General features: G+C 37.2%; 19 protein-coding genes. 6 read left to right on the forward strand and 13 right to left on the reverse strand.

What is annotated here, in order from left to right:
- Nucleotides 1-132 precede the first annotated feature (132 nt).
- Complete coding sequence (locus tag LOS73_RS12835; protein WP_007375700.1) at nt 133-930, forward strand: class I SAM-dependent methyltransferase; 798 nt, start codon at nt 133-135, stop codon at nt 928-930.
- Between the two features lie 6 nt (nt 931-936).
- Here LOS73_RS12835 and LOS73_RS12840 read toward each other — a convergent pair whose 3' ends face one another.
- A complete protein-coding gene (locus LOS73_RS12840) occupies nt 937-1,341 on the reverse strand; it encodes a GFA family protein (RefSeq protein WP_007375699.1) in 405 nt (134 codons plus the stop codon).
- A 218-nt stretch (nt 1,342-1,559) separates the two neighbouring features.
- Between LOS73_RS12840 and LOS73_RS12845 the strand changes: the two genes are divergently transcribed.
- From LOS73_RS12845 to LOS73_RS12855, 3 genes are all read left to right on the forward strand, one after another.
- Nucleotides 1,560-2,396 carry a hypothetical protein gene (locus LOS73_RS12845; RefSeq protein ID WP_457933782.1) on the forward strand — a complete coding sequence of 279 codons (837 nt, stop codon included), beginning with the start codon at nt 1,560-1,562 and terminating at the stop codon, nt 2,394-2,396.
- Between the two features lie 97 nt (nt 2,397-2,493).
- Nucleotides 2,494-4,341, forward strand: a complete 1,848-nt coding sequence (locus LOS73_RS12850; protein ID WP_033030379.1) for an ABC transporter ATP-binding protein — start codon at nt 2,494-2,496, stop codon at nt 4,339-4,341.
- A 765-nt stretch (nt 4,342-5,106) separates the two neighbouring features.
- Complete coding sequence (locus tag LOS73_RS12855; RefSeq protein WP_045984435.1) at nt 5,107-5,979, forward strand: LamG domain-containing protein; 873 nt, start codon at nt 5,107-5,109, stop codon at nt 5,977-5,979.
- 688 nt (nt 5,980-6,667) lie between these two features.
- Here the strand turns inward: LOS73_RS12855 and LOS73_RS12860 are convergent.
- The 7 genes from LOS73_RS12860 to LOS73_RS12890 all read right to left on the reverse strand — a co-directional run bounded on the left by LOS73_RS12860 (nt 6,668) and on the right by LOS73_RS12890 (nt 16,198).
- Nucleotides 6,668-8,035, reverse strand: coding sequence for a hypothetical protein (locus LOS73_RS12860; RefSeq protein ID WP_457933783.1), 1,368 nt, complete (start codon nt 8,033-8,035; stop codon nt 6,668-6,670).
- 466 nt (nt 8,036-8,501) lie between these two features.
- Nucleotides 8,502-8,921: an MAPEG family protein gene (locus LOS73_RS12865; protein ID WP_007375694.1), complete on the reverse strand. Its 420-nt coding sequence runs from the start codon at nt 8,919-8,921 to the stop codon at nt 8,502-8,504.
- A gap of 155 nt (nt 8,922-9,076) precedes the next feature.
- On the reverse strand, nt 9,077-10,198 hold the full coding sequence (locus LOS73_RS12870; RefSeq protein WP_007375693.1) for an ABC transporter permease: 1,122 nt from the start codon (nt 10,196-10,198) through the stop codon (nt 9,077-9,079).
- 2 nt (nt 10,199-10,200) lie between these two features.
- Nucleotides 10,201-13,014: a ribosome-associated ATPase/putative transporter RbbA gene (gene rbbA / locus LOS73_RS12875; RefSeq protein ID WP_457933784.1), complete on the reverse strand. Its 2,814-nt coding sequence runs from the start codon at nt 13,012-13,014 to the stop codon at nt 10,201-10,203.
- The gene (locus LOS73_RS12880) at nt 13,014-14,018 is read right to left on the reverse strand and encodes an HlyD family secretion protein (protein ID WP_033030382.1); all 1,005 of its coding nucleotides are present in this window, start codon (nt 14,016-14,018) and stop codon (nt 13,014-13,016) included. The genes rbbA and LOS73_RS12880 overlap by 1 nt, the downstream gene beginning before the upstream one ends.
- A 339-nt stretch (nt 14,019-14,357) precedes the next feature.
- Nucleotides 14,358-15,035 (reverse strand): L,D-transpeptidase family protein, encoded by a 678-nt coding sequence (locus tag LOS73_RS12885; protein ID WP_007375690.1) that lies wholly within the window; start codon nt 15,033-15,035, stop codon nt 14,358-14,360.
- Between the two features lie 47 nt (nt 15,036-15,082).
- Nucleotides 15,083-16,198: an endonuclease/exonuclease/phosphatase family protein gene (locus LOS73_RS12890; protein ID WP_457933785.1), complete on the reverse strand. Its 1,116-nt coding sequence runs from the start codon at nt 16,196-16,198 to the stop codon at nt 15,083-15,085.
- 296 nt (nt 16,199-16,494) lie between these two features.
- On the opposite strand from LOS73_RS12890, the gene LOS73_RS12895 reads away from it, so the two are divergent.
- Nucleotides 16,495-17,166 (forward strand): hypothetical protein, encoded by a 672-nt coding sequence (locus LOS73_RS12895; protein WP_457933786.1) that lies wholly within the window; start codon nt 16,495-16,497, stop codon nt 17,164-17,166.
- Nucleotides 17,167-17,224: 58 nt separating this feature from the next.
- Here LOS73_RS12895 and LOS73_RS12900 read toward each other — a convergent pair whose 3' ends face one another.
- Nucleotides 17,225-17,932 carry a response regulator transcription factor gene (locus tag LOS73_RS12900; protein ID WP_033023171.1) on the reverse strand — a complete coding sequence of 236 codons (708 nt, stop codon included), beginning with the start codon at nt 17,930-17,932 and terminating at the stop codon, nt 17,225-17,227.
- 124 nt (nt 17,933-18,056) lie between these two features.
- Complete coding sequence (locus tag LOS73_RS12905; protein WP_457933787.1) at nt 18,057-19,016, reverse strand: ATP-binding protein; 960 nt, start codon at nt 19,014-19,016, stop codon at nt 18,057-18,059.
- A gap of 78 nt (nt 19,017-19,094) precedes the next feature.
- Between LOS73_RS12905 and LOS73_RS12910 the strand changes: the two genes are divergently transcribed.
- Nucleotides 19,095-20,275 (forward strand): IS3 family transposase gene (locus LOS73_RS12910; RefSeq protein WP_096794087.1). Its coding sequence is split into 2 segments (ribosomal slippage): nt 19,095-19,353 and nt 19,353-20,275, totalling 1,182 coding nucleotides; the frame shifts between segments, so codons are not numbered across the junction.
- Here LOS73_RS12910 and LOS73_RS12915 read toward each other — a convergent pair.
- From LOS73_RS12915 to LOS73_RS12925, 3 genes are all read right to left on the reverse strand, one after another.
- Nucleotides 20,268-20,930: a hypothetical protein gene (locus LOS73_RS12915; protein ID WP_457933788.1), complete on the reverse strand. Its 663-nt coding sequence runs from the start codon at nt 20,928-20,930 to the stop codon at nt 20,268-20,270. The two genes, LOS73_RS12910 and LOS73_RS12915, sit on opposite strands and share 8 nt — an antisense overlap.
- A gap of 343 nt (nt 20,931-21,273) precedes the next feature.
- A complete protein-coding gene (locus tag LOS73_RS12920; protein ID WP_457933789.1) occupies nt 21,274-21,891 on the reverse strand; it encodes an MAE_28990/MAE_18760 family HEPN-like nuclease in 618 nt (205 codons plus the stop codon).
- A complete protein-coding gene (locus LOS73_RS12925; protein WP_457933790.1) occupies nt 21,884-22,936 on the reverse strand; it encodes a DUF262 domain-containing protein in 1,053 nt (350 codons plus the stop codon). The genes LOS73_RS12920 and LOS73_RS12925 overlap by 8 nt, the downstream gene beginning before the upstream one ends.
- Nucleotides 22,937-23,031: the final 95 nt, after the last annotated feature.

The following is a 23,031-nucleotide window of genomic DNA, read 5'->3' on the forward strand; positions in this document are numbered from 1 at the left end:
AATACTTAAGCAGTTAATTGCCAATACACTATTATAGTAATAAGTAAAATTACATGTGTTCTGCAAAATAATCTATTTAAAAATTTATTTTTCGTGGCACACTATGAACGTGTTTATAAAAAAGTTTAAGTTATGCGTCAGCTAAAAAACGATACCATTGAAGCAAACCAAATCAAATCAGAACAAACTGATTTTGGCCCTATAACTGTATTTCAAAATCAACAGTATCGTTGGCTAACACTTGCACAAAAAAAAGATGAAGATATTACTATTCAAGGTGTTATGTGCCTTGTGCATCCAGAACAAGTAATCGTCCCTGTAAATCAATGCATGTTGCTCTTTTTACTTAAACCTGTAAATACACTAAACATATTAAATTTAGGCTTAGGAACCGCAGGGTTTGAGCGAATCATGTATCACCTGCAAAACCATACGCCTTACATAAATATCATTAATACATTTAGTACAATCGAAATAAATCCAAATATAGCCTCTATTGCAACGCAATTATTTAACCTACCAAGTAACCACAATATCCACTTACAATGCGCTGAGCAGTATATTTCAAAATGCACAGCTAACTTTAACGTAATTACTATTGATATTTTTAGTGGTGAACATCATCAGCCTTTTTTAACCAATGACAGCTTTTGGCAAAACATAAATCGCTGTAGTGAGCCAAATACTCAAGTAATCGTTAATTTAAACCCGCAAACAGGTCAAGAATTACAAGCCCTTTTGGTACTGATAAGGCAACATTTTAAATGCTTGGCGCTAATAGAGTTTAATGAATATAAAAATATAGTATTGATATTGTGCCAACATACGTTGATGCATATTAACGTTGATGAAATACAAAACTCACCTTTGTTTATAAATTTTGCGCCAGACCTTTATAAAAGTATTAACAGCATTTACCACATTGAATAAAACGTCCTACCGCCCAGGTTCATGTTTTTCATAGCACGGTAAGCTTGTTTCTAACAGCTCCCAGTTAGCCTTAGATGTAACAAAGTTATGCGACAATACTTGTTCAGTAATATCGCTATCAAATATACCTAGACGAATTCGTATTCTGCTTTTGTCATCTGCATTACTACTATAAACAGGAGAGCCACAACATTTACAAAAATAGCGCGTACGCCCTGCTTTAAAACTATATTCACTGAGTCGTTCTTGCCCTTTCGTTATTGTGAAGTCATCTGTATTTACAAAGCCATTAGTTGCAAATGCAGTCCCGCTATTTTTTCTACATAGTGAACAATGGCAATGAATAATGCTGGTTATACTACCCAATACTTCAACACTTACTTCACCGCACAAACACGAACCCGTATACATAAAACGTCCTAATAATTTAATTAATTTCAACTCAGCTAAAATTTGCTGAGCTGATTGAATACAATGACAATATTACATTTTTCAAGCTCAATCAAACCATAACTAATGTTTTAGTGATTGACATAAAAAAGTTAAATTGGTTATATGACTTTTAATAAAAACCATAGCCGAAATTAAAATTGGTTAACCAAATATCATTAATATTACGAGAGCCAATTATGTCTTCTAAACACATTTTATTTCTTTGCTTATTCAGCACCCTATCAGCATGTTCAACCATTCAAAAAAACACATCGAGCGATTGGCTGCTTATTGATAACTTTGAACATTCACTTAGCAAGTGGCAAAGTGTTGATACTCAAAATGAAACCAAACCACAAGTTAAAAATCCACAAATAACAATTATACAACCAGAACAAGCAATCGCATCTGTTAATCATTATTTACTAAAAAAGCCTGCGGCTGAAGGCATTTTAGGAAATCGTAAAGCGCTTTCTTATACAAAACTTCCACTAGCGGTTGAAGTTGGTCAAACCTACACATTTTATATACGTATAAACGTCGCTGCGTTTCCCAATAATCACGCTTTTGGGCTGAGTAATCTTACTCCGGAGTTAATTAATAAACATGCGTACGATGCATTTGAGCCAACACTTCGCGTAACCGATAAAACAGAATCAAACGGGCTTGTAAACGATGGCGCATTAATGGTTAAAACCGACAGCGGGTATAGCAATATTCAAAACTACACTAGTAAGCAATCAGCCAAGCCTCTGCAAACAAATACCTGGTACGACGTATGGTACGTTGTTAATAACGCAGCAGTCTCAGAGCAAGGGCAACAATACGATGTTTATGTAAAAGGCGGTGAATTTAGCAAGCAAACTCTAGCATATAAAAATGCACAATTTAGAATGAAGCGCGAACAACCGCTTATATATTTTTTAGCAAACTGTAATACAGGCCCAATTAAAAAGCCTTACGGTAATGGTGGGCTCAAATACGATGATTTATACATGAGCGAAGGAATAAATCTAAGTAACCCAACGCAATAGATAAGAATAATACTCATAATTAATGACCTACAAACCTGCATTTAAAAATACTTAAATGGTATGATACTCGCCATTATTTGCCATTTAAGTTTTTAAAATGTATCGATTATTTGAAAAAATGACAAAAGCATTTCCTGAGGACCAACCCACTCAGCCGCCTTCTACTTTATTTGCTTTTTGTCGCCACTACACCAAAGGAATGGAGCTGTCGCTACTACTTATGTCAATCAGCGCCGCCATGCTTGCTATTTTAGAGGTTTCTCTATTTAGCTACATGGGCCAACTTGTCGATTGGTTAACGGCTTACACTCCCGAAACCTTGTTTATAGAGCAAAAGTCTGAACTTATTAAAATGGCTGTTATGCTGTTATTAGTATTGCCCATCGTCGTATTTTTTCATTCTGCTATTTTACACCAAGCATTACTGGGCAATTACCCTATGTCTATCCGCTGGTTAGCGCATCGTTATTTACTGCGCCAAAGTGTTAGCTTTTATCAAAATGAATTTGCAGGAAGAATAGCCACTAAAGTACTGCAAACTTCTTTAGCCGTTCGTGAAACAGTGACTAAACTACTCGATGTATTAATGTATATCGTGGTTTATTTTGGCTCTATGGTATTTTTAGTTGCCGAAGCCGATTGGCGCTTAATGATCCCGTTACTGGTTTGGTTAGCTTTATACATCTGCGTGCAGCTTTATTTTGTACCGCGCCTTAAAAAAATTGCCAGCTCACAAGCCGATGCGCGCTCAGAAATGACTGGTCGTATTGTTGATAGCTACACTAATATTTCTACCATTAAATTGTTTTCGTATACCCAACGCGAAGAGCAATACGCAAAACAAAGCATGGATGTATTTTTACAGCCCGTGTACAAGCAAATGCGCTTAGTAACCAGCTTAAACTTTGTTATTCAAAGCTTAAATTATCTATTAGTATTTTCGGTTGCCGCTGTATCACTTTATTTATGGTCGCTTAGCGCAATTAGCGCCGGAGCCATTGCAGTTGCTGTTAGCTTAGCGCTTAGATTAAACGGTATGGCGCAGTGGATCATGTGGGAAATAAGTAGCTTATTTGAAAACATTGGCACCGTAGCCGATGGTATGAAAACACTGTCAAACCCTATCGAAGTTGCCGATAAACCAAACGCCGATACACTTAACGTAAGCCAAGGCGCCATTGAGTTTAACAACGTACACTTTAACTACGGTAAAGCGTCAAACGAAACTAATCGAAGCCCAGTAATGAACGGTTTAAACTTAAATATTAAACCTGGCGAAAAAATTGGTTTAGTCGGTCGCTCTGGCGCGGGTAAATCAACACTTGTTAACTTATTACTGCGCTTTTACGATACAGACTCAGGAACAATAAAAATTGATGGGCAAAACATCACAGACGTAAGCCAAGAAAGCCTACGCCGATATATAGCCATGGTAACGCAAGATACCTCCTTGCTTCATCGCTCAGTAAAAGACAACATTTTGTACGGTCGCCCCGATGCAACCCACGATGAAATGCTCAACGCCACCAAACAAGCTAAAGCACTTGAGTTTATAAATGACTTAGTCGACAGCAAAGGCAATAAAGGCTTTGATGCACAGGTGGGCGAACGCGGTGTTACGCTTTCGGGCGGTCAACGCCAACGTATTGCTATTGCACGTGTGCTACTTAAAAATGCCCCCATACTTATACTCGACGAAGCCACCAGCGCACTCGACTCTGAAGTAGAAGCTGCAATTCAGGCAAGTCTTGATGATTTAATGACAGGCAAAACAGTTATTGCCATAGCGCATAGGCTCTCAACCATTGCGCAAATGGATAGATTAATTGTACTCGATGATGGGGGCGTGGTTGAACAAGGCACTCACGAGGAACTAATCGCTAAAGCCGGAATTTACGCTGCACTTTGGACTCACCAAACTGGCGGATTTATAGGAGTAGATTGATCATATAAGACCCTAGATATTAGCCTTTATTTTGATGCAACTAAAAACATAAAAGCGAAGCTGCTTACAAGGCTCTTCGCTTTAAATGTAAATTTTTTGTTTCATGAAACATTTGTCTAAATATTAGTGTCGTTCACTGCTTTGTAAAACGTTCATTCACTTCATATTTCTAATTGTTAAAATATTAATAACTCAACGTCCCTAGCATAGCTCTTTACTATAGATTTAAATAAAAATTGTAAAAATAAATTATTTTTCAATTTATACATCAAGTTATAAAAACAATCCAACCTTGCTTCATTAAAAATATTTCTCTAGTTCCAATATTAGGTATTTATTAGCAGTAGTAATATCTCTATTTTGATAAAAGTTAAACTGATTGATACAGAAAAAAACATCTCGCCTAAGCAAAAAAACAATGTTAACAGGTGTAATTTAATTATTAACAAAATAAATATTTAACTATCTATTGTTAACAATGTGTAATTGTGTAAATATTAAACAGTTGCTTTGGTGTTACTTTAAAATCAGTACAACAAAGTTACATTACACACTATTTCACTTTTATTAAAACGTATCCATGTCGGTGTGCTTATGCTGGTATTTTCATAAGCTTGAGTTTGAATATGGATACAAATAATAGAAGGTACACACAAAAGAGATTGTTTCATCTAGGGCCTGTTTATCTTTCGATGATTAAATTCACAAAAGTCACTCGCACTAGTTAAAGAAGCATATCTACATTAATTTGCATGGAGATTTTATATGAATATATTAAAACTACTATCCTGTTCTACTTGCGCAATACTCTGCACAGCAACACATGCTGCAGATTGGGACGCATATAGTATTCCGGCTTCTGCTGGATCAGGTAAAACATGGCAATTACAAACTGTTTCCGACCAATTTAACTACCAAGCCGGTACTTCAAATAAACCGGCAGCATTTACCAATCGTTGGAATGCTTCGTATATTAATGCTTGGCTTGGGCCTGGTGATACTGAATTCAGTTCAGGTCATTCCTACACTACTGGTGGTGCGTTAGGCCTTCAGGCAACTGAAAAAGCAGGAACAAATAAAGTGCTTGCAGGAATTGTTTCTTCAAAAGCAACTTTTACATACCCACTTTATCTTGAGGCAATGGTAAAACCGAGTAATAACACTATGGCTAATGCCGTATGGATGCTGAGCTCTGATTCAACTCAAGAAATTGATGCAATGGAGTCCTACGGCAGTGATCGTGTAGGGCAAGAGTGGTTTGACCAACGTATGCACGTAAGTCACCATGTTTTTATACGTGAGCCATTTCAAGATTACCAACCAAAAGACGCAGGCGCATGGGTATACAATAGCGGTGAAACATACCGAAATAAATTTCGTCGCTACGGTGTACATTGGAAGGACGCATGGAACCTAGATTACTATATTGATGGTGTATTAGTTCGCAGCGTTTCGGGTCCGAATATAATTGATCCTGAAGGCTATACAGGCGGCACAGGGCTAAATAAACCAATGCACATCATTTTAGATATGGAACATCAGCCTTGGCGTGATGTAAAACCAAATTCAACCGAGCTAGCTGATTCAAACAAAAGTATATTTTGGATTGATTGGGTACGTGTTTACAAAGCAAACTAAGTCATTCTAAAATATTTGTAATACTAGGTTTTATTACTTCTCGTTATACGACACGGAGCAATAAAATTTAAGCTCCCCAAAACTACTTAATGCGGCTATTACAGCCGCATTAAGTATAATTAATCTGAACTCTGGATAGTAAATCTATCTCGAGCAGCTATTGACGCGTGAATTCGCCTTATTTTCACTGAAAACCTCAGGCTAGAGAAAATAAATTTAAATATCTTTACAATTCAATGTGTTAGCAAGAATCTTGACCAAAGTTCAGATTAATTAATCTCAAAAAATAAATACATCACCACCCCTCTATTTAATTAAAAATAAAAATCGGCATCTACTATTATCTTCATAAAAATAAATTTGTTCATAAATACTTTGTCGGCTTAATCATTAAGCTAACAGCTTTATGGCGCTAGCAGCGCTTGCTGATCTTTGAGGATTAAATTTGTTCAACTCAGGGGTAATTTAATTGCAGCGCGAGATTTGTAATCTAGTAGGCTCGGTAACTGCTGCTGCGTCCTACTCACTTCTTACCTACAACAGGCAACGATGAAAGAAACCGTGGGCAGCGCGTGTGTTCTTTATGTATAGTTGTCACCTATTGGGGAATAGCCACACTACATAGGCTCTGCCTTGCCTAAATACCAAACGCACTGCTGTAAATTTAACCTCAAAAGATAAGCAGGCGCTAGTGTGTATCAGCGTTATAAAATTTTATTTTCGCTTGATCTATTTCACTCGATGACAATCTTAATGTTTCGTATAATAATTCAAAATCAAAATCATTTTGTCCGTAAACAAATTTTAATATTGATTCTATTAATAACATTCGCTCATCTTGATCCGATATATCATTAGCAAGCTCTGTAGCAAAAGGTAAATCACGTTCAATAGATTTTTCGCCAACAATACGTTTTGCGTAACTAGCTTCATTACTCGGCATTAATGACTTCAGCCAATCACGTGCCATATCAGGATCATTTTCAATTAAACGAGAGCCAATATTGCTCATTACCCATTTTTTAGCAGAAACTGGCAGTGTGGGCGCTAAATCAATCAACATACCTAATTTATTATAAGGTATATCAATACTAAGGTTATTTAATAGCTTATCACGGAAAAAAGGATCTTCTTGCGCTAATGCCACGTCAAACGAACGACCTATATATTCCTCGTTAGTCGCCATATATTTCAGTAGTTGCACTATTCCTACATGCCTACTTGCTTCATCTTCAATACTATTAACCCAGTTCAAAGACTGTTCTAAATTTTCTGAAGCGAGTTTTTTTGTGTAAAATTTAATGGTCTCAAATTTTAATTGAGAGTTAGGCAATTCTGAAATTATATTTTCAGCATCATTTGGTTGCTGCTGTATTAATTGCATCAAAACAAAACCCATTAAATGCGCATACATATCTGGGCGTGGCTGTTGGCTAAACCACTCCATCACTGCGCCAGCATTTTTTCTACTCCATTGATTTAACAGTTTATCAATCACACCAGATTTAACGGCAGGGCTCAAAGAAAATCTTACGTCTTCAATGGCTGTAATGGGGCTCTCATCCATAAGCGAAGAGTATGCAACAGTGATTAAATCAACTTGAGTGCTATTATCAAATCCTTTATTTTGAATCCACTCAGACAAATTTTGTAGATCATATTGACCAATGACAGGAACAACACTATTTAGTAAGCGATTACGCATTATGGTATCCAGCCCAAGCATATGCTCTAAGGCTGATGGCCAATTTACCTTAATCCATGCCAAATAAAGAGGTTGCGTTGTTGCAAGTTTAATCTCTACCGTTTCATCACGTAATTCAATAAGAAGTAGTTCAATACAAATAGAAAACTCATCATTGACTTTCATATCGCTTAATTTCGTATCACAGCTATCAAACACAACTCCCAAGTGCTGTTCCGCCTTAGTTGAAACAAAGCGTGTTGTCTCTAAAGTAACTTCACTTTCGGGTGAGTCATCAGTATCAGAGGCATCTGGACTTAGCAAAAAAAACTCGGCACGTAGATAAAAAACAAATAGTGCGGCAATCGACAAAGCTAAAACTATTTTAATTTTAATAAGTGCCTCCTTATACCAATTTTAATACCGTAAATAATACGTTTTATGCAGGCCCTGTTCAGCTCTTTGGATTAAATTTGCTCTATCTGAGACGATTTAACCACGGCGTAAGATTTGTAACCTCGCGGGCTAAGTAAAAACCAAACAGCAAAGAGTAAATTGCCTGGATAATACTTAAAGGTAGTGTAAATAATTTACTAGATAGTTAGATATTGCCTGCCTATTTATCACGCGTCAATTAATATAATAAATACATTAAATTAACACCAAAGACACATAAACAGAGGTAAATAAAATTTAATCAAAATGCTCATGGTTAAAAATAGCCCTATCATTTTAATGAGACCCACTCCCTTTACAAAAAAAGCGAAGTAATTATAAAATCACTTCGCTTTGGTTATAGATATTGTGATGAACAATATTTATTACTTTAATAGATAAGCTATACAATTAACCTCAAACCAATCATCACTAGCATAACCACATTTGCAATCACACCAATTAAGAAGAAGTAACTACGCGGGCTTGGGTTTTTCTCTGTTGCTATAGCGTAGTACAGTACCATGTGAATTAAACGCGCAATTAAGTACACCCAAATACACATTGCAAATATTGGGCTTTGGTAATTAATTACAAATGCAAATAACACAGTACCTATAAATAATGCGCTGTTTTCAAGCGTATTATGAAATGTACGATGCGCCCTGAATATAAAGCTGTCGTGCGATAAATCTTCATCAATTTTACCTGGCACCGCATTAGGCTCTTTTGCTTTACTAAACGTAGCCACTGCCCATTGTACAACCAACATAATTAAATACAGGTAAAACGCTAAGTAAGCCGAAAGTGTAACTTCAGTCATTATTAAATCCCTTATTGTGTTTTTAATTGGTATTATCCAGCAAGTTTTAGGTCGCACTTAGTTTGTTGATAAATATAAGTTTAATTTAGTAAAACTATTTATGAATGTAAGTAATTCCACCTTTTTTATAAAAATTACCGACTAGATAAACCTTATTATCCAAACGCGACTGATTTACGAAACCGCGATAATGCAAATATAAAAAATACACTGCCGATTACGAATAAAGCCAAAAAGTAAGGCCAAACTACATCCCACCCCGCTCCTCTATATAAGATGGCTTGAGCAAACTTTACAAAATGAGTCGTAGGTGCAAATAACATAATATTTTGTACTATATCAGGCATGCTTTCGCGAGGGGTAACCCCGCCCGACAACATTTGCAATGGCAATAATATAAGGATCATCAGTAAGCCTAATTGCGGCATGGTACGCGCCTGCGTTCCTAATAATATTCCCAATGATGTTGTCGCAAATAAATGAATGGCGGCGCCCAATAAAAACAACGCTGCTGAGCCATGAATAGGCACTTGTAAAAAGCCTTCAATTACAATAAAAAGTGAAAAAGTGGTCAGTAATAAAATAACTAAACCATTGGCCCAAATTTTAGCAATTACAATTTCAAATGGCGTTAATGGCATTACTAATAAATGCTCCAGCGTACCGTGTTCACGCTCACGTATCACCGCAGCTCCGGTTAAAATAATCGAAATCATGGTAATAACGTTCATTAATTCCATCACACTGCCAAACCACACACTGGTCATATTGGGATTAAACATTATGTGCGCCGATTGCTTAATAGGCAGTGTGTATACCGTTCGATAGCCTTGAACAAATTCATTAATTTCAGCACTAATAATTGTTTGAATATAATTATCACCAATAAATGCTTGCGACATACGTGTGGCGTCTATATTCACTTGTAATGTAGGTTGCTTACCTGCAAGAACGTCACGCTCAAAGTGTGGCGGAATATTTAGCACAAAGGTATAACTTCCGTTATCAAGCGAAGGATCCACTGCACTTAACGCAATAACGTCAGGCGTTTTAAAGTAAGGGTCGTAAAATGCATTAATTATACGCTTAGATAGTTGTGATTGATCGCCGTCAACAACTGCAATAGGTGCATTATTTAACTCAATGGAAGTTGCCGAAGACACAACATAAATTAATCCTGTAAAAGCAAAAAACACAAATAATAACAGCACTTTATCGCGCCATAAGCTACGCAGTTCTTTGATACCTAAATTAAGAATATTACTAAGGCATTGCATGGCTATTTATCCTGCTTTGGAAGTAAAAATACACTGGCTAACGTCAGCACTGGTATAAAAGTAAGCAAAGGTAAAAACTGCGCCGATAAATCAGAAAAATTAAGTGCTTTATTAAACACACCACGGCATGCTTCTAAAAAGTATGTAGTTGGAAATAGTTTTCCGATTATTGCAGGAAAGCCTTCTAAGGATGAAACGGGGTCAATCAACCCGCAAAAATTAACAGCAATCATCAATACAACCACAGTTGATGCCGCTAATGCCGATATTTGTGTCTTAGTAAAAGCCGAAATTAACAGCCCTACACCAGTTGTTGCTGTTATATACAATAAAGCAGCCAAGCTCAACGCCCATAAACTTCCTTTTAGCGGAACACCAAATACAGTGACAGCTAGGGCAACTAAGCCAAAAAAACTTACCATACTAACTAAAATGTAAGGCAGTTGTTTACCAATAATAAATTCGAGTCGCGTAACCGGTGTAACATATAAATTAGTGATTGAACCTAATTCTTTTTCACGTACAACACCCAACGCCATTAATATTGCAGGAATAAACACTAACAAAAGTGGAATAACAGCAGGCACCATGGCCTCAATACTTTTAAAGTCTTGATTATAACGATAGCGTGATTCAATATTCGCCGGTACTAAATTGGGTATGACTCCATAAGTACGCAATGATAAGTCAGTTAGATAACTGTAATACGAACTCGTCATATAACCCGATATAGTTTCTGCCCTAAAAGGCATAGAACCATCAATCCAAACTACAATTTCTGGCGTGCGCTCGCGTTTCAATTGCTGGCCAAAATTAGGTGGGATCTCAACGGCCACACTTAACTCGCCGCTGCGCATTCGTTTATCTAGCTCTGAAGGGCTTTTAATATCAGCTTTTTGTATGAAGTAGCGCGATCCGGCAATATTTTGAACGTAATCGCGACTCTCGGGGGTTTGATCTTGGTCCATCACCGCAAAGCTCAAATCTTCAACATCAAAGGTAATCCCATAACCTAAAATAAACATTAAAATAATTGAGCCTAGCAACGCAAAGGTTAAACGAATAGGATCGCGCCATAGCTCCAGCGTTTCGCGATGAGCATAGCCAAACAAGCGTAAAAAACTAAAAGCGGTATTCGCTTTCTTTTTACCAATTGGCGGTATTTTAGGTTCAATCTCAGGTAATGGTTCAGGCTCATCGACCGTCGTTGTAGACAAAGCAGAACTCGCTTGAGACTCAAGCACCGCCTCTTCTAAATAAGCAATAAAGGCATCTTCGAGCGTATCTGCACTGCGCGCTTTGCAAAGTGCAGCGGGTGTATCACTGGCAAGTATTTTTCCTGCATGCATCAACGAAATTCTATCGCAGCGTGCGGCTTCATCCATAAAGTGAGTCGAAATAAAAATAGTAACGCCCTGCTCACGCGATAACTCAATAAGTAATTCCCAAAAGTCATCACGTGCAACAGGATCTACGCCCGAGGTAGGTTCATCAAGTATAAGCATTTCAGGGCTATGCACTACCGCAACCGCAAGCGATAAACGCTGGCGAATACCTAACGGTAAATCGACAGGAAAATCATCACGGTATTTTTTAAGGTTAAACCGTATAATTAATTCATTAACGCGCGGCGCAATTTGCTCTGTTGGTAAATGAAATAAGCGCGCATGCAACACCATATTTTGCTCAACGGTTAATTCATTATAAAGTGAAAATGCTTGCGACATAAAACCAACGCGCTTACGAGTTTCTATATTGTTAGCATCAACAACTTGACCAAATAACTTAGCTTCGCCACTGCTTGCCGGTTGAAGGCCTGTCAGCATTTTCATAGTTGTGGTTTTACCACAACCATTTGATCCCAAAAAGCCAAAAATCTCGCCTTGTTCAATACGTAAACTAACATTGTTAACCGCTGTAAAATCGCCATATATTTTACTAAGCGCTGTAGCCTGAATAGCGGCTTCATCAGTTTTTAGATTATTCTGACGAGGAGGAACCACAAGTACGTGATGATCATGACGCTTTTCTTCAGGTAGCAATGATATAAATGCTTCATCAAGGGATTTTTTCCCTGTTTGAGCCTTAATCTCCTCTGGGCTACCAGTACCTATAACTTTGCCATCGTCCATGGCGATTAGCCAATCAAAATCATCTGCCTCTTCCATGTAAGCGGTAGCAACGAGTACACTCATACCATTATGCTGAGCGCGAATATGGTTAATCAATTGCCAAAATTGGCGACGAGAAAGCGGATCGACCCCCGTTGTTGGTTCATCCAAAATTAATAACTCAGGGTCATGAATTAACGCACAGCATAAACCGAGTTTTTGTTTCATACCGCCTGAGAGTTTTTCTGCAGGACGATCGGCAAACTCAGTGAGTCCAGTGCTTTTTAATAAGTTTTTGATTCGGTGCTGACGCTCTTTTTTTTCTTGCCCAAAAAGCCGACCAAAAAAATCAATATTTTCAAAAACAGAGAGTGTCGGGTATAAGTTTTTGCCTAATCCTTGTGGCATATAAGCAATACGTGGCGAAGTTGAAGTACGAAAGCGGCTACTACGCATATTGCCCCCTAACACTTCAACGTCACCATTTTGAACGGCACGTGCTCCTGCAATAAGTGCAAGCAAACTCGACTTACCTACGCCATCAGGGCCTATAAAACCCACCATACTGCCCGCAGGTAACTCCAGATTAATATTATCCAACGCTAAATTATTGCCATAGCGATGCGTAACTTGAGTAAGCTTAACCACACTAAAAGGCTTTTTAGCTTTGTTGCTCTGCTTTTTGCCATTGTTTTCATCAGCCATTATTCAGGCACTCTAACCTGCAACTGCATAGGCCAATTTTGCTCTGGTGCTAATAAAACATAAGCAAGTCCAGGCACGCCTGTTTTAACTTGTTCAATATGATCGCTTAATAATTTTGAATCTAGCTTCACTTTTACTCTAAACATCAGTTTGTCACGCTCGTTACGTGTTTCTACCGATTTAGGCGTAAATTGTGCTTGCGCTGATACAAAAGTAACTTTAGCGGGTAACGTGTATTGCGCAATTGCATCTATTACAATGCGTGCCTCAGAGCCTATTGTTACTTTGCCAGCTTGCGCTGTTGGCAAATAAATACTCATGTACACATCGGTTAAATCAAGCAAAGAAAAAACCTTCCCACCACTGCCAAGCACTTCACCTGGCTCTGCTAATCTATATAATATTCGGCCACTAATAGGCGCTTTAAGGGTGCTATCGGCAATATTACTTTGTAATCGCTCAATACGCGCTTGTGCTGCGTCTATTTCTGCATCCGACTGCACCACTTTTACATTTGCCGCTTTTAAAGCCGCTTGCGCTGTTGCAGCGCTTGTTCGTTGCTGATCAACTACTTCTTTTGAAATATGCCCTTGTTTGAGCAGTGCTACAGAGCGACGTAACTCGGTTTCTGCAAAAGTAAGTTCACTTTTATGTTGTTCTACAATTGCCAAAGCATATTTACGTGACTCAGTAGCAACACGTAACCCAGCATTAGCCTCACGTAATTGTGCATTTAAATCGTCAGTATCAATAACCGCCAATGTTTGACCGGCTTCGACCATGTCACCTTCTTGTGCTAAAACCTCAATCAAGCGCCCCGGCAATTTTGTTGCAATATCGTACTCGGTCGCTTCAATGCGGCCATTTCCATAGGCTACGCTCTCTGGCAATTGTTCAGATAGCAGTGCGGGTTGCTGAGTTTGCCAAACATACCAACCACCCCCACCCAATATGATCACAGCAGCGATTGTACTGAGAGATTTGAGTGTCGATTTAATCGTCATGCGGTAAAACTCCATGTATATAAAAGTAGGTAAATGTAGCCAGTCTTGGCCTATTTCATAAGATTAGGCTAATACTGCACTATTTTTGGTATTAACTATCACTGGTGTGACTCTACTTTGTTACTTCACGATAGTAGATGATTTTAATGAATTTTAAATGTCAGTATCCCTATTAATAATCTATCATTACCGCCGCTTATAAGCTTGATGCAGATCAAAAAACATTCAACTCAATAATAAAGATTTCAAATAAGCTAACAACCAATCAAAACGGTTAATATTTTTAAACGACAAAAAATATAATTAAACAGCCCGATTATTTACGTATATTTTTTACCATTAATATCTATTTTCGAACGTATACATTCCTTTATAAACTTCAACATTTGGTGGCTTTTTATAATTGTTAAAGTAATCGTAACCTTCTTTAAGGTTAAGCCAAAAAGGGTACCATTGGTTTGCTTTATGCTTTGATAAAACTTCATCCTCAAGCATAAACGGAAATGAATGAACCCTAAAAAAAGATTGCCCCGATTTTAACGCTGCAGCACCCAACGCGTAAATCTCATTTATATATTCATCAGTCATCGCATAACAGCCAATAGAAACACAGTTGCCATGCACCATCAGTGCACTGCCAGTTCGGTTGTGTGTCCGGTCATATTTATTTGGAAAGCCCAAATTAAATGATAAGTGATAATTGCTCCAAGGATTAAGCCCACTAGCATCAACATAATAAAAGCCTTCAGGGCTTTGGTTGTCGCCTTCTTTTAATTTAGGGCCAAGATCACCTGAAAAAGTACAAATTTCATAATTTTTGAAGTGTATAAATGTGCCATCATCCGACTCCAGCCAGACTTCTAGAATACCTGGGTCTTTGAATATTCGAATAAATATAGGTGCACCATATTCAAGCCCTTTATCAGATAGTTGCTTTTTTAAAGTGGGTGCAACCATTGATATCGCTTTTTCAGAACGTGCACTGGTAGGAAATTCTGCAGCAAAAGAATTAAACATAAAAAAAACCAAGAATGTAATTAATTTCTTCATAATAAAAACACCCTTTAAGACCTTAATTTTAGTGTGATCAACACAACACCGTGGTCGGTGCTTAGATCGTCTCGATCATACTCGGGATTTATTAAGTGCCTGTCGTAAGTGTTATAACCACTGACTTCAAAAAAGCTGTCATCGTAACTAGCATCAAACTCACACGACAATAAAATGTAATCAAGCACAGAGCTGCTCACGCCATAATAATGTGTTGCCGGTCTTAACGGTGCTGCTTTTGTTATGTTTATATTTTTTACTTGGCTGTTACTGCTATCACAATCGCTTTGTACATCGTTTGTTATTGCTTCATCGCTAATCACTTCATCATTACTTAGCTGCGACTTAACAAACAAATCCCATGAATCATTTAAACAATATTTAGCAAGGTAGGTTTTAGCGTCAAACGCAGGTGCAAAGCGTAGCGTACTCGTCAGTAAATGGCTTAATACACCATCCGCAAGTTCATTATTAAAGTCCCCCATTAATAGCATGGGTTGCTGCGTAGCTTCACGGCGGGCAATCATTTTTATCATTAGTAATGTAGCTTCACTGCCACGCTGAATCGTTGAGCCCCACCCACCCGCTACGTTCGCTTTTAAAATTTCAATTATGTTTTGCTCGGGTGTAAGCTCTTTATTATGCTCATCAACATTAATCATTGGGCGCTTAGATTTAAAATGCACCACGTAACAATCAGTATTGCCTATATGCGGCAAAGTAACGGTCGCTCTCAATACCTTACGACTAAAAGTAAACTCACTATTAAGGCCAAGCGTACTTGCAAGCTCGCTGTCATGCTCAACCGCTGCTACTTCAACTATGGGATATTTAGAGGCAATCGCTACTACTGGCCGTTTATAAATAAAGTCATCAATCACCTCTGGCGTATCAACTACTGCAAAGTAATTATAACCTTGCTCAGCAACTAGCTCTTTTAACGAATCAATACTAAACACTTCCTGAAAACCAATCACATCCGGCGCGTGCGCTGTTAAGTAATCAACAATCCAACGCTGTTTTTTAGCCCACTGCTGCGCGGTATAAATTTTCTCAAATTCATAGTATGCATTGGGCGGCTCAAGGTAGTTAAACAGGTTAAATGTGGCTATTTTTAGTTGGGTGTTCATGATTTCTGACTCAATGGCAGGAATAGAGTTTGCACTTTCTTGCGTACATAACGGGGGAAGATTACTGATAAAATTAGCCTGTATAAAATTAATAAAAATAAGAAGTAACCCACTGCGAAATTGATAAACACATAAAAAATTAACAGCTTCTTACAATTCATGACAATACCCGACAAGCCCTGAGAATTACATGTCTACTGATATGTTAGCCTTTGAGCTATAAATTTACGACTTAAATACCTCATTTCTAGAATCAGTTACTAAATGCAATAAAACTAAAAATTATGGAGATTATTATGAACACCAGTAATAAAGGACTACGTATTTCATTGTTGTTTGGCTTTGCAACTATTTTAAGTGGCTGTGGTGAAAGCTCAGATGAGCTAGATAATAAATTAACTCATGAGGCAAGAGTATCTTTTGTAAATTCACTAGACTACATGGCCGATCTTCATCTTAAAAAAAGGAACATTAGCACAGGTTATAGCGGCCTATTTGATATCGATACTATTATTTCAGCCGATGTAGCAAGTAACACAGTAAGCACAACTTATCGTTACAGCTATAAAGCAATTAACAATATGATCAATTTAGGTGTTAAAAACAGCATTACCACAAACCAAGAAGAGCGTATAACCAAAACTTTAAGCAATAACGATAACCTATGGGTTATTGCCTTGAAAGCATCGGGCGAACAAACTGTTTCGGTGATTAGTAAAAAGCAAAACAATAATGCAGACGTATTTAATGTACGTTTATTTGCTAACGGTAATTACACTGTTTTAATCGATAACACTAAAACAATAACCACTGAAAAAGGCAAAATCACCGACTACTTAAGCGTTAACAGCTGCGCTAATGGTTTAAAAATTGATGATAAATTTATTGATTTATGCACTGGTGATTTTGGCGCTTCTTATTTACTTATTATTGATAAAAACGGTAAACGAGTAATGGCTGAGGAATAACATTTATAGCGCCTTAAATGCAGTAGCTTTAATATGCTACTGCTACAAACACTATTATTTACCATGCACTTACAACAAACAAATACCCTTTTGAGCGTACCGTTTTAATTTTTAAAGAATTACGCGCATCATCGCCCAATTTTTTGCGTAACTGACTAATATGGTTATCTATACCACGTTCAATACCGTCATAATAATAACCTTTTAACTGTCCAACAATACTATTACGAGACAAAACCGTGCCAGCATTTTTAGCCAGCAGTATTAAAAGGTCGTATTCACCATCGGTAAGTTGCACTGGCAAACCACCTAACGTAACCGTTCTATTGTGGGATGCAATAACGAGTTCTCCAAAGCTTATAAAACCTTTAGCTTGTGTGTTTATCCCAGCAGCTTGCATAGGTTGCTCACGCCTTAAAAACGCTTTAATTTTAGCAAGTAATAAACGAGGTTTTACCGGTTTGAGTAAGTAGTCATCTGCGCCAATTTCAAGCCCAACAATTTGATCAATTTCTTCTTCTCGTGCGGTAAACATAACAATATAACCATTGTACAAAGGCCTAACCTCACGACACACCGTTAAGCCATCTTTTTTGGGCAACATAACATCCAAAATAACTAATGCAGGTTGCCACTGTAAAATAGTTGTAACCGCATCCTCCCCATTAGCCGCTATTTTAACTTCATACCCTTCAAGCGTTAAATACTCATCAATAGACTCTGCCAACGGCAAATCGTCTTCTACAACTAAAATTTTTGGTTTCATAACGTATTCCATGTCATACCTATCGGCTTATATACAGGCTCTGTTTAACGATTATAAGATTGATCTCTTACTAAGCAGAGTTATGTGTCTAATCATTTTAATTAATTGCAAACCTATCCGTGACTTACATGTTAGTAGGCCAGTGAAAAATAAAACGTGCGCCACCCAAAGAAGACTCATCAACACTCGCCTCACCGCCATGCCAATCTAATATTTGCTTCACAATAGCAAGGCCTAAACCGGTTCCGCCTGTTTGTAAATTACGACTTTCATCTTCTCTGTAAAATGCCTCAAATATCTTTCTTCGAGCTGATTTAGCAACGCCATCGCCGTCATCCTCTACATATATTAACCAACCTTTCCCCACTTTTTGATAACTGATCTGAATAACATCTCGCCCATAAGCAATCGCATTTCGAATCAAATTACTTAAAGCTCGGCTCATATAAAACTTATCAAACAGTGCTTCACACTCAGCATTTTCAAGTAACGTAATTGTTTTTTTTGGGTTTGCTTCTTGCCAAACAATTAGCTCTTGTTTTATCCATTGATTAAGCTCAACGGTTTCTAATGCTAATGTTGGGGCTTCTCTATCAAAGCGAGCGTGGGTAAGCATTTCAGACACAAGTAAATTCAATTCATTTAGCGAAATTTCAATACGATCTAACTGCCCTACCTGATAGTCGTTTGTTGTACTGCCACGAAGTAATTCTAAGTTAAATTCGATACGCGCAATAGGTGTGCGTAACTCATGCGACACCGCATTAACCAAATTTTTATGTGAAGAAATTAAACGCTGTATTTTTTCGGCCATTATATTAAATGTTTTAGATAAGTTATTTAAATGACTAAAACGAATAAGCTTAGCCCGCGTTTCAAACTTACCTTGCCCAAGCAGCGCAGCAACCTTGTTAAGAGATCGCATAGAACGCCACCCAGGAATTAACCAAATAATAATAGGGATCAGTAAAAAAAAGCCGAATATAAAATAAAACACACTCAACATATACACAACTTTACTTTTTAGCTCAGGGCTAAATGGGCCTAGCACAATAACCTGATCGCTATTGCCAATACGTTGCATCTGTAGTGGTACAGTGATTTTGGCCACCCATTAAGAAAGAAATGTTATGCTAATAAGCATACAAATTTGGGTGAAAAAATGACGAAATTAAAACGCGCAACATATTCAGCGGCAATTAAATTAGAAACGGCTCAGCTTGTAGTAGACCAAGGTTATACGCAAGAAGACGCAGCAAAAGCTATGGGGGTGGGTAAATCAACCGTAAGTAAGTGGGTTACTCAATTAAAGCTAGAACGCAATGGTCAGTCACCATCAGCGTCACCAATGACGCCCGAACAAATTGAAATCCGCGAACTTAAAAAACAAATCCAACGCATTGAATTAGAAAAGGATATATTAAAAAAGGCTACCGCTCTCTTGATGTCCGACTCCCTGAACAATTCTCGTTAATCGAGAAGTTAAATCAACGAGAGCGTTATCCAATTAGTCTGCTGTGTAGCGTATTCAATGTGCATCGCAGCAGCTATAAGTACTGGGCCATACGGGATACAGCGCCGACACCTGAGCAAGCAAGATTAGAGGCTGAAGTAAAAGCAATACATGCGATGAGTGGTGGTTCAGCAGGGGCACGGACAATCGCAGCGATAGCAACGAACAATGATTTTGAATTGAGCCGTTATCGTGCAGCTAAGCTAATGGTTAAATTAAAGCTCGAAAGCTGCCAAGTACCTCAACATTCATATAAACGTGGTGGTAATGAACACCTTGAAATCCCAAACCTGCTTGATAGACAGTTTGATGTTGTTGAGCCGGATACCGTGTGGTGCGGTGATGTGACGTATATTTGGACAGGCAATCGCTGGGCTTATTTAGCCGTGGTTATTGATTTATTTGCACGCAAAGTGGTTGGCTGGGCAATGTCGTTGTCACCAGATACTAATTTAACGCTAAAAGCGCTTGAACTCGCATATGAAAGCAGAGGGAAACCGACAGGACTCATGTTCCATTCAGACCAAGGTAGCCATTATACAAGTTTAAAATATCGCCAACGTTTATGGCGCTATAAAATCACACAAAGTATGAGTAGACGTGGAAATTGTTGGGATAATGCGCCAATGGAGCGGTTTTTTAGAAGCTTTAAGACGGAATGGATGCCAAAGATTGGATATGGAAACTTTATAGACGCTAAATATAGCGTAAGTGATTACATAAATGGATATTACAACAATGTTAGGCCGCATCATTATAATGCCGGTTTAGCGCCAAATGAATCTGAGGTTAGATATCAAGATTCTAAAACTGTGGCCAAAATTAGTTGACCACTACAATCACTATATCGGCGGGATACCCTATAAAATCAGAATCGTTTGATGATATAGAAACCATCACGCCCTGTTCTATTTCAGCCATTTGCTGCGATGTGTAATTTAATTCGCTCAAGGTTTTCATTATCACAGGATATGCAAATTCATGGCTTAGCGAATCAATAACCTGCGGCCACTCTTTTTTAGGGTACTGTATTAACCTATTATTAAGTAAATAAAAAGTGCCCATCATCCAACGCTGTGCTTCATTTACTAAATGCTTGGGCACAGAGTTTGGCTTAACAATAACTAAGAGCTGGCTGTCATCAATTTTTCGATAAACTAAATCAGCAAATGGGTCGCCTAAAATTTTATTTTCTGTAAGTAAGGTGTTTTGCTCGCTCGAAAAATCACGTTGATTATATGCTTGCAAAGAAAGCGCAAAGCCAAAATTAGCCTGTATATTGTTTAAATAAGCTAATCTATCGTTTTTAGGTATACCTTTAAGTTGCTCGGCAAGTAAATCGGTAGAACCCGATGTTAAAAACTCTAACGCCCATTTTTCAGTGGGATGCCTCACCTTGTTTTCAAATTGCGGAATAATAAATAACTGAATACTCACCACTGAAGAGATAATAATAATTAGTAAAAAAAGTAGCGATTTTTTCATGTGTTATATGAGGTCAATAAGTAAACATAAACCTTATCATACATTTATATAAATACTATTGTTGATCACGTGAACAAATGATTAAATTTATGTCTATGCGATTTAGAGTTTGTAATCCAAGTACAGGCGTAAATTACCTGTATGAATATAAGTAAAGAGGTCATAAATTTGCACGCTCACTCTTTTAGAAAGCTCATCACTAGCCCTCTTAAAAGTTAATAATAAGTTGGGTCTAAGCAAAATAAATTCAAGGCTACAACTTTCTAACAAACGGTTACAGCTATTATTCTTTTTATAGTTCGAAGGTTCAATTTCTCAATAACATTTTGTTTAAATTAATCTATTAGACGTTGTTCAATCGGTAGTTTTCAGTACGTATAAAGTGCTCAATTTCCGTTAAAAGTATATCAGTAGCTTCCGTTACTGAGACTATATAACTCTCAATGCCTTCGGACTCAGGGATAATTGAATTCTCACCATGTGCAATTCTATTTCTGAATGTTACGATCCTATCGATATCTGATGTTACACCTTTAAAAGAAATATAATTGAAGCCAAACACAGAACATAACTCATTAAGAACTTTACTGTTTAAATTTGATTTCGTATCAATATCTTTTTTAAATTTGAGTGCTTTTTGGAATAGTTCTTTAAACTTCTCTGTAAATTCAATTTTTTGCTCAAAAGATTGCTTTCCACTTAAAGAGTTATATCTATTACCTAAACCTAAAACTACAAACTTTGTAGAAACCTCAGTAGGTAGAAGCTCCAAATCATTCAAGTAACCAATCAATAATTTAAGTGAATTAACTACATAGCCCTCCCAATGTGCGTATATCATGGGCAAACACATTCTATTCCAAAGTTTAGTATCTACATTTAAAGGATTTTGCTTAAAAATAGCTAACTCACCATCACGCCATTTATTTTCTTCCTGGATCTCTTCAACTAAGTCATGCATTAGCGGCAAAAATCTCCATAGCACGATCCATACGAGCTCTGATTCTCATATTAGAAAAAGTACTTGTACCAATTGAATTATATTGATTGTCATCTAATAATGTTCTTATTGCTACTTCAATTTTTTCCTCATTTCCAGCAATTGAACTATAAGTTTTAGGAACGGCAAAAGCTAAAGAGTCAAAAATATGGTTAGCGAAATTACCCTTTGGTCTGAAAATTTCTTTACCGAACTTGTTAAGTAAAAAATTAATAAATAATATAAATTCGTCTTTTTCTTTATTTATATCGAATTCTTTTTCACCTTTTGAGACGGATCTCATAAATTCAGTTAGAAACTGTGCAACAGTAGTTCTAAAATCACCTTCAAGATGCTTAAAAGCAAAAAAGCGAAGTACTAATTCCTCCAAAAACATTTCTTCTTTTTTCTTCTCTGAAGGACTAATTAATTCTATATATTCAGGAATTAAAGCCACATCACGTAAAATTTGATTAAGATCAACAGAGTAAGAACGAAAGATACAATTTCGAATTTCTTGTTCGGAAAGAGGGCTTGATCCTGTGTTCAATCGATTGAACAACTCATATCTTACATCTTCTTTACTATCCCATCTTACTATCTCAACACGACAGACAGAGCGCTTGATCGTGGTTTTTAGCTTTAGTGAGAAGTCTTTTATACTTTTACCTTCTAGACCTTTGACCATTTCCCCTTCAGAAAGAACTGAGTTATTTTTATCTGGTACAGTTTCTAGCACACCAAAAAAAGCAAAAATTGTTGAGATTCTTTGCAACCCATCAACAACCTCCCATTTACCATCATCATCTTCTGCGACGAATATAGGTGGGATTGGTATACCTAATAAAACAGACTCAATAAATCTAGTTTGCTGAAAAAGAGACCATCTAAATACCCTTTGATATTCAGGAGTTATAAACAAATCACCTTCTTCAAATAAACTCATTAATTCACCAAATGACATATCTAATCTATCAGTTTTTAATGAATTTCTCTTTGTACTAATAATTTCGTCTAAAGTAGCCATCTGCATCCTTATAGCTATTTAATCTTATATACAGTTTCATTGTGATATGTGCTTAATTATACAATTCATCTATAAGATAGCTGTTTTAAATTATA

Source organism: Pseudoalteromonas sp. SCSIO 43210, assembly GCF_054133285.1.

Coding starts and splice junctions, on each gene's coding strand:
- LOS73_RS12900 (WP_033023171.1), bottom strand. CDS start 17,932: ATGAAACCAAAAATTTTAGTTGTAGAAGACGATTTGCCGTTGGCAGAG.
- LOS73_RS12895 (WP_457933786.1), top strand. CDS start 16,495: ATGAACACCAGTAATAAAGGACTACGTATTTCATTGTTGTTTGGCTTT.
- LOS73_RS12850 (WP_033030379.1), top strand. CDS start 2,494: ATGTATCGATTATTTGAAAAAATGACAAAAGCATTTCCTGAGGACCAA.
- LOS73_RS12920 (WP_457933789.1), bottom strand. CDS start 21,891: ATGCATGACTTAGTTGAAGAGATCCAGGAAGAAAATAAATGGCGTGAT.
- LOS73_RS12885 (WP_007375690.1), bottom strand. CDS start 15,035: ATGTTTAATTCTTTTGCTGCAGAATTTCCTACCAGTGCACGTTCTGAA.
- LOS73_RS12865 (WP_007375694.1), bottom strand. CDS start 8,921: ATGACTGAAGTTACACTTTCGGCTTACTTAGCGTTTTACCTGTATTTA.
- LOS73_RS12915 (WP_457933788.1), bottom strand. CDS start 20,930: ATGAAAAAATCGCTACTTTTTTTACTAATTATTATTATCTCTTCAGTG.
- LOS73_RS12890 (WP_457933785.1), bottom strand. CDS start 16,198: ATGAACACCCAACTAAAAATAGCCACATTTAACCTGTTTAACTACCTT.
- LOS73_RS12840 (WP_007375699.1), bottom strand. CDS start 1,341: ATGTATACGGGTTCGTGTTTGTGCGGTGAAGTAAGTGTTGAAGTATTG.
- rbbA (WP_457933784.1), bottom strand. CDS start 13,014: ATGGCTGATGAAAACAATGGCAAAAAGCAGAGCAACAAAGCTAAAAAG.
- LOS73_RS12880 (WP_033030382.1), bottom strand. CDS start 14,018: ATGACGATTAAATCGACACTCAAATCTCTCAGTACAATCGCTGCTGTG.
- LOS73_RS12855 (WP_045984435.1), top strand. CDS start 5,107: ATGAATATATTAAAACTACTATCCTGTTCTACTTGCGCAATACTCTGC.
- LOS73_RS12835 (WP_007375700.1), top strand. CDS start 133: ATGCGTCAGCTAAAAAACGATACCATTGAAGCAAACCAAATCAAATCA.
- LOS73_RS12845 (WP_457933782.1), top strand. CDS start 1,560: ATGTCTTCTAAACACATTTTATTTCTTTGCTTATTCAGCACCCTATCA.
- LOS73_RS12905 (WP_457933787.1), bottom strand. CDS start 19,016: ATGCAACGTATTGGCAATAGCGATCAGGTTATTGTGCTAGGCCCATTT.
- LOS73_RS12925 (WP_457933790.1), bottom strand. CDS start 22,936: ATGGCTACTTTAGACGAAATTATTAGTACAAAGAGAAATTCATTAAAA.
- LOS73_RS12870 (WP_007375693.1), bottom strand. CDS start 10,198: ATGCAATGCCTTAGTAATATTCTTAATTTAGGTATCAAAGAACTGCGT.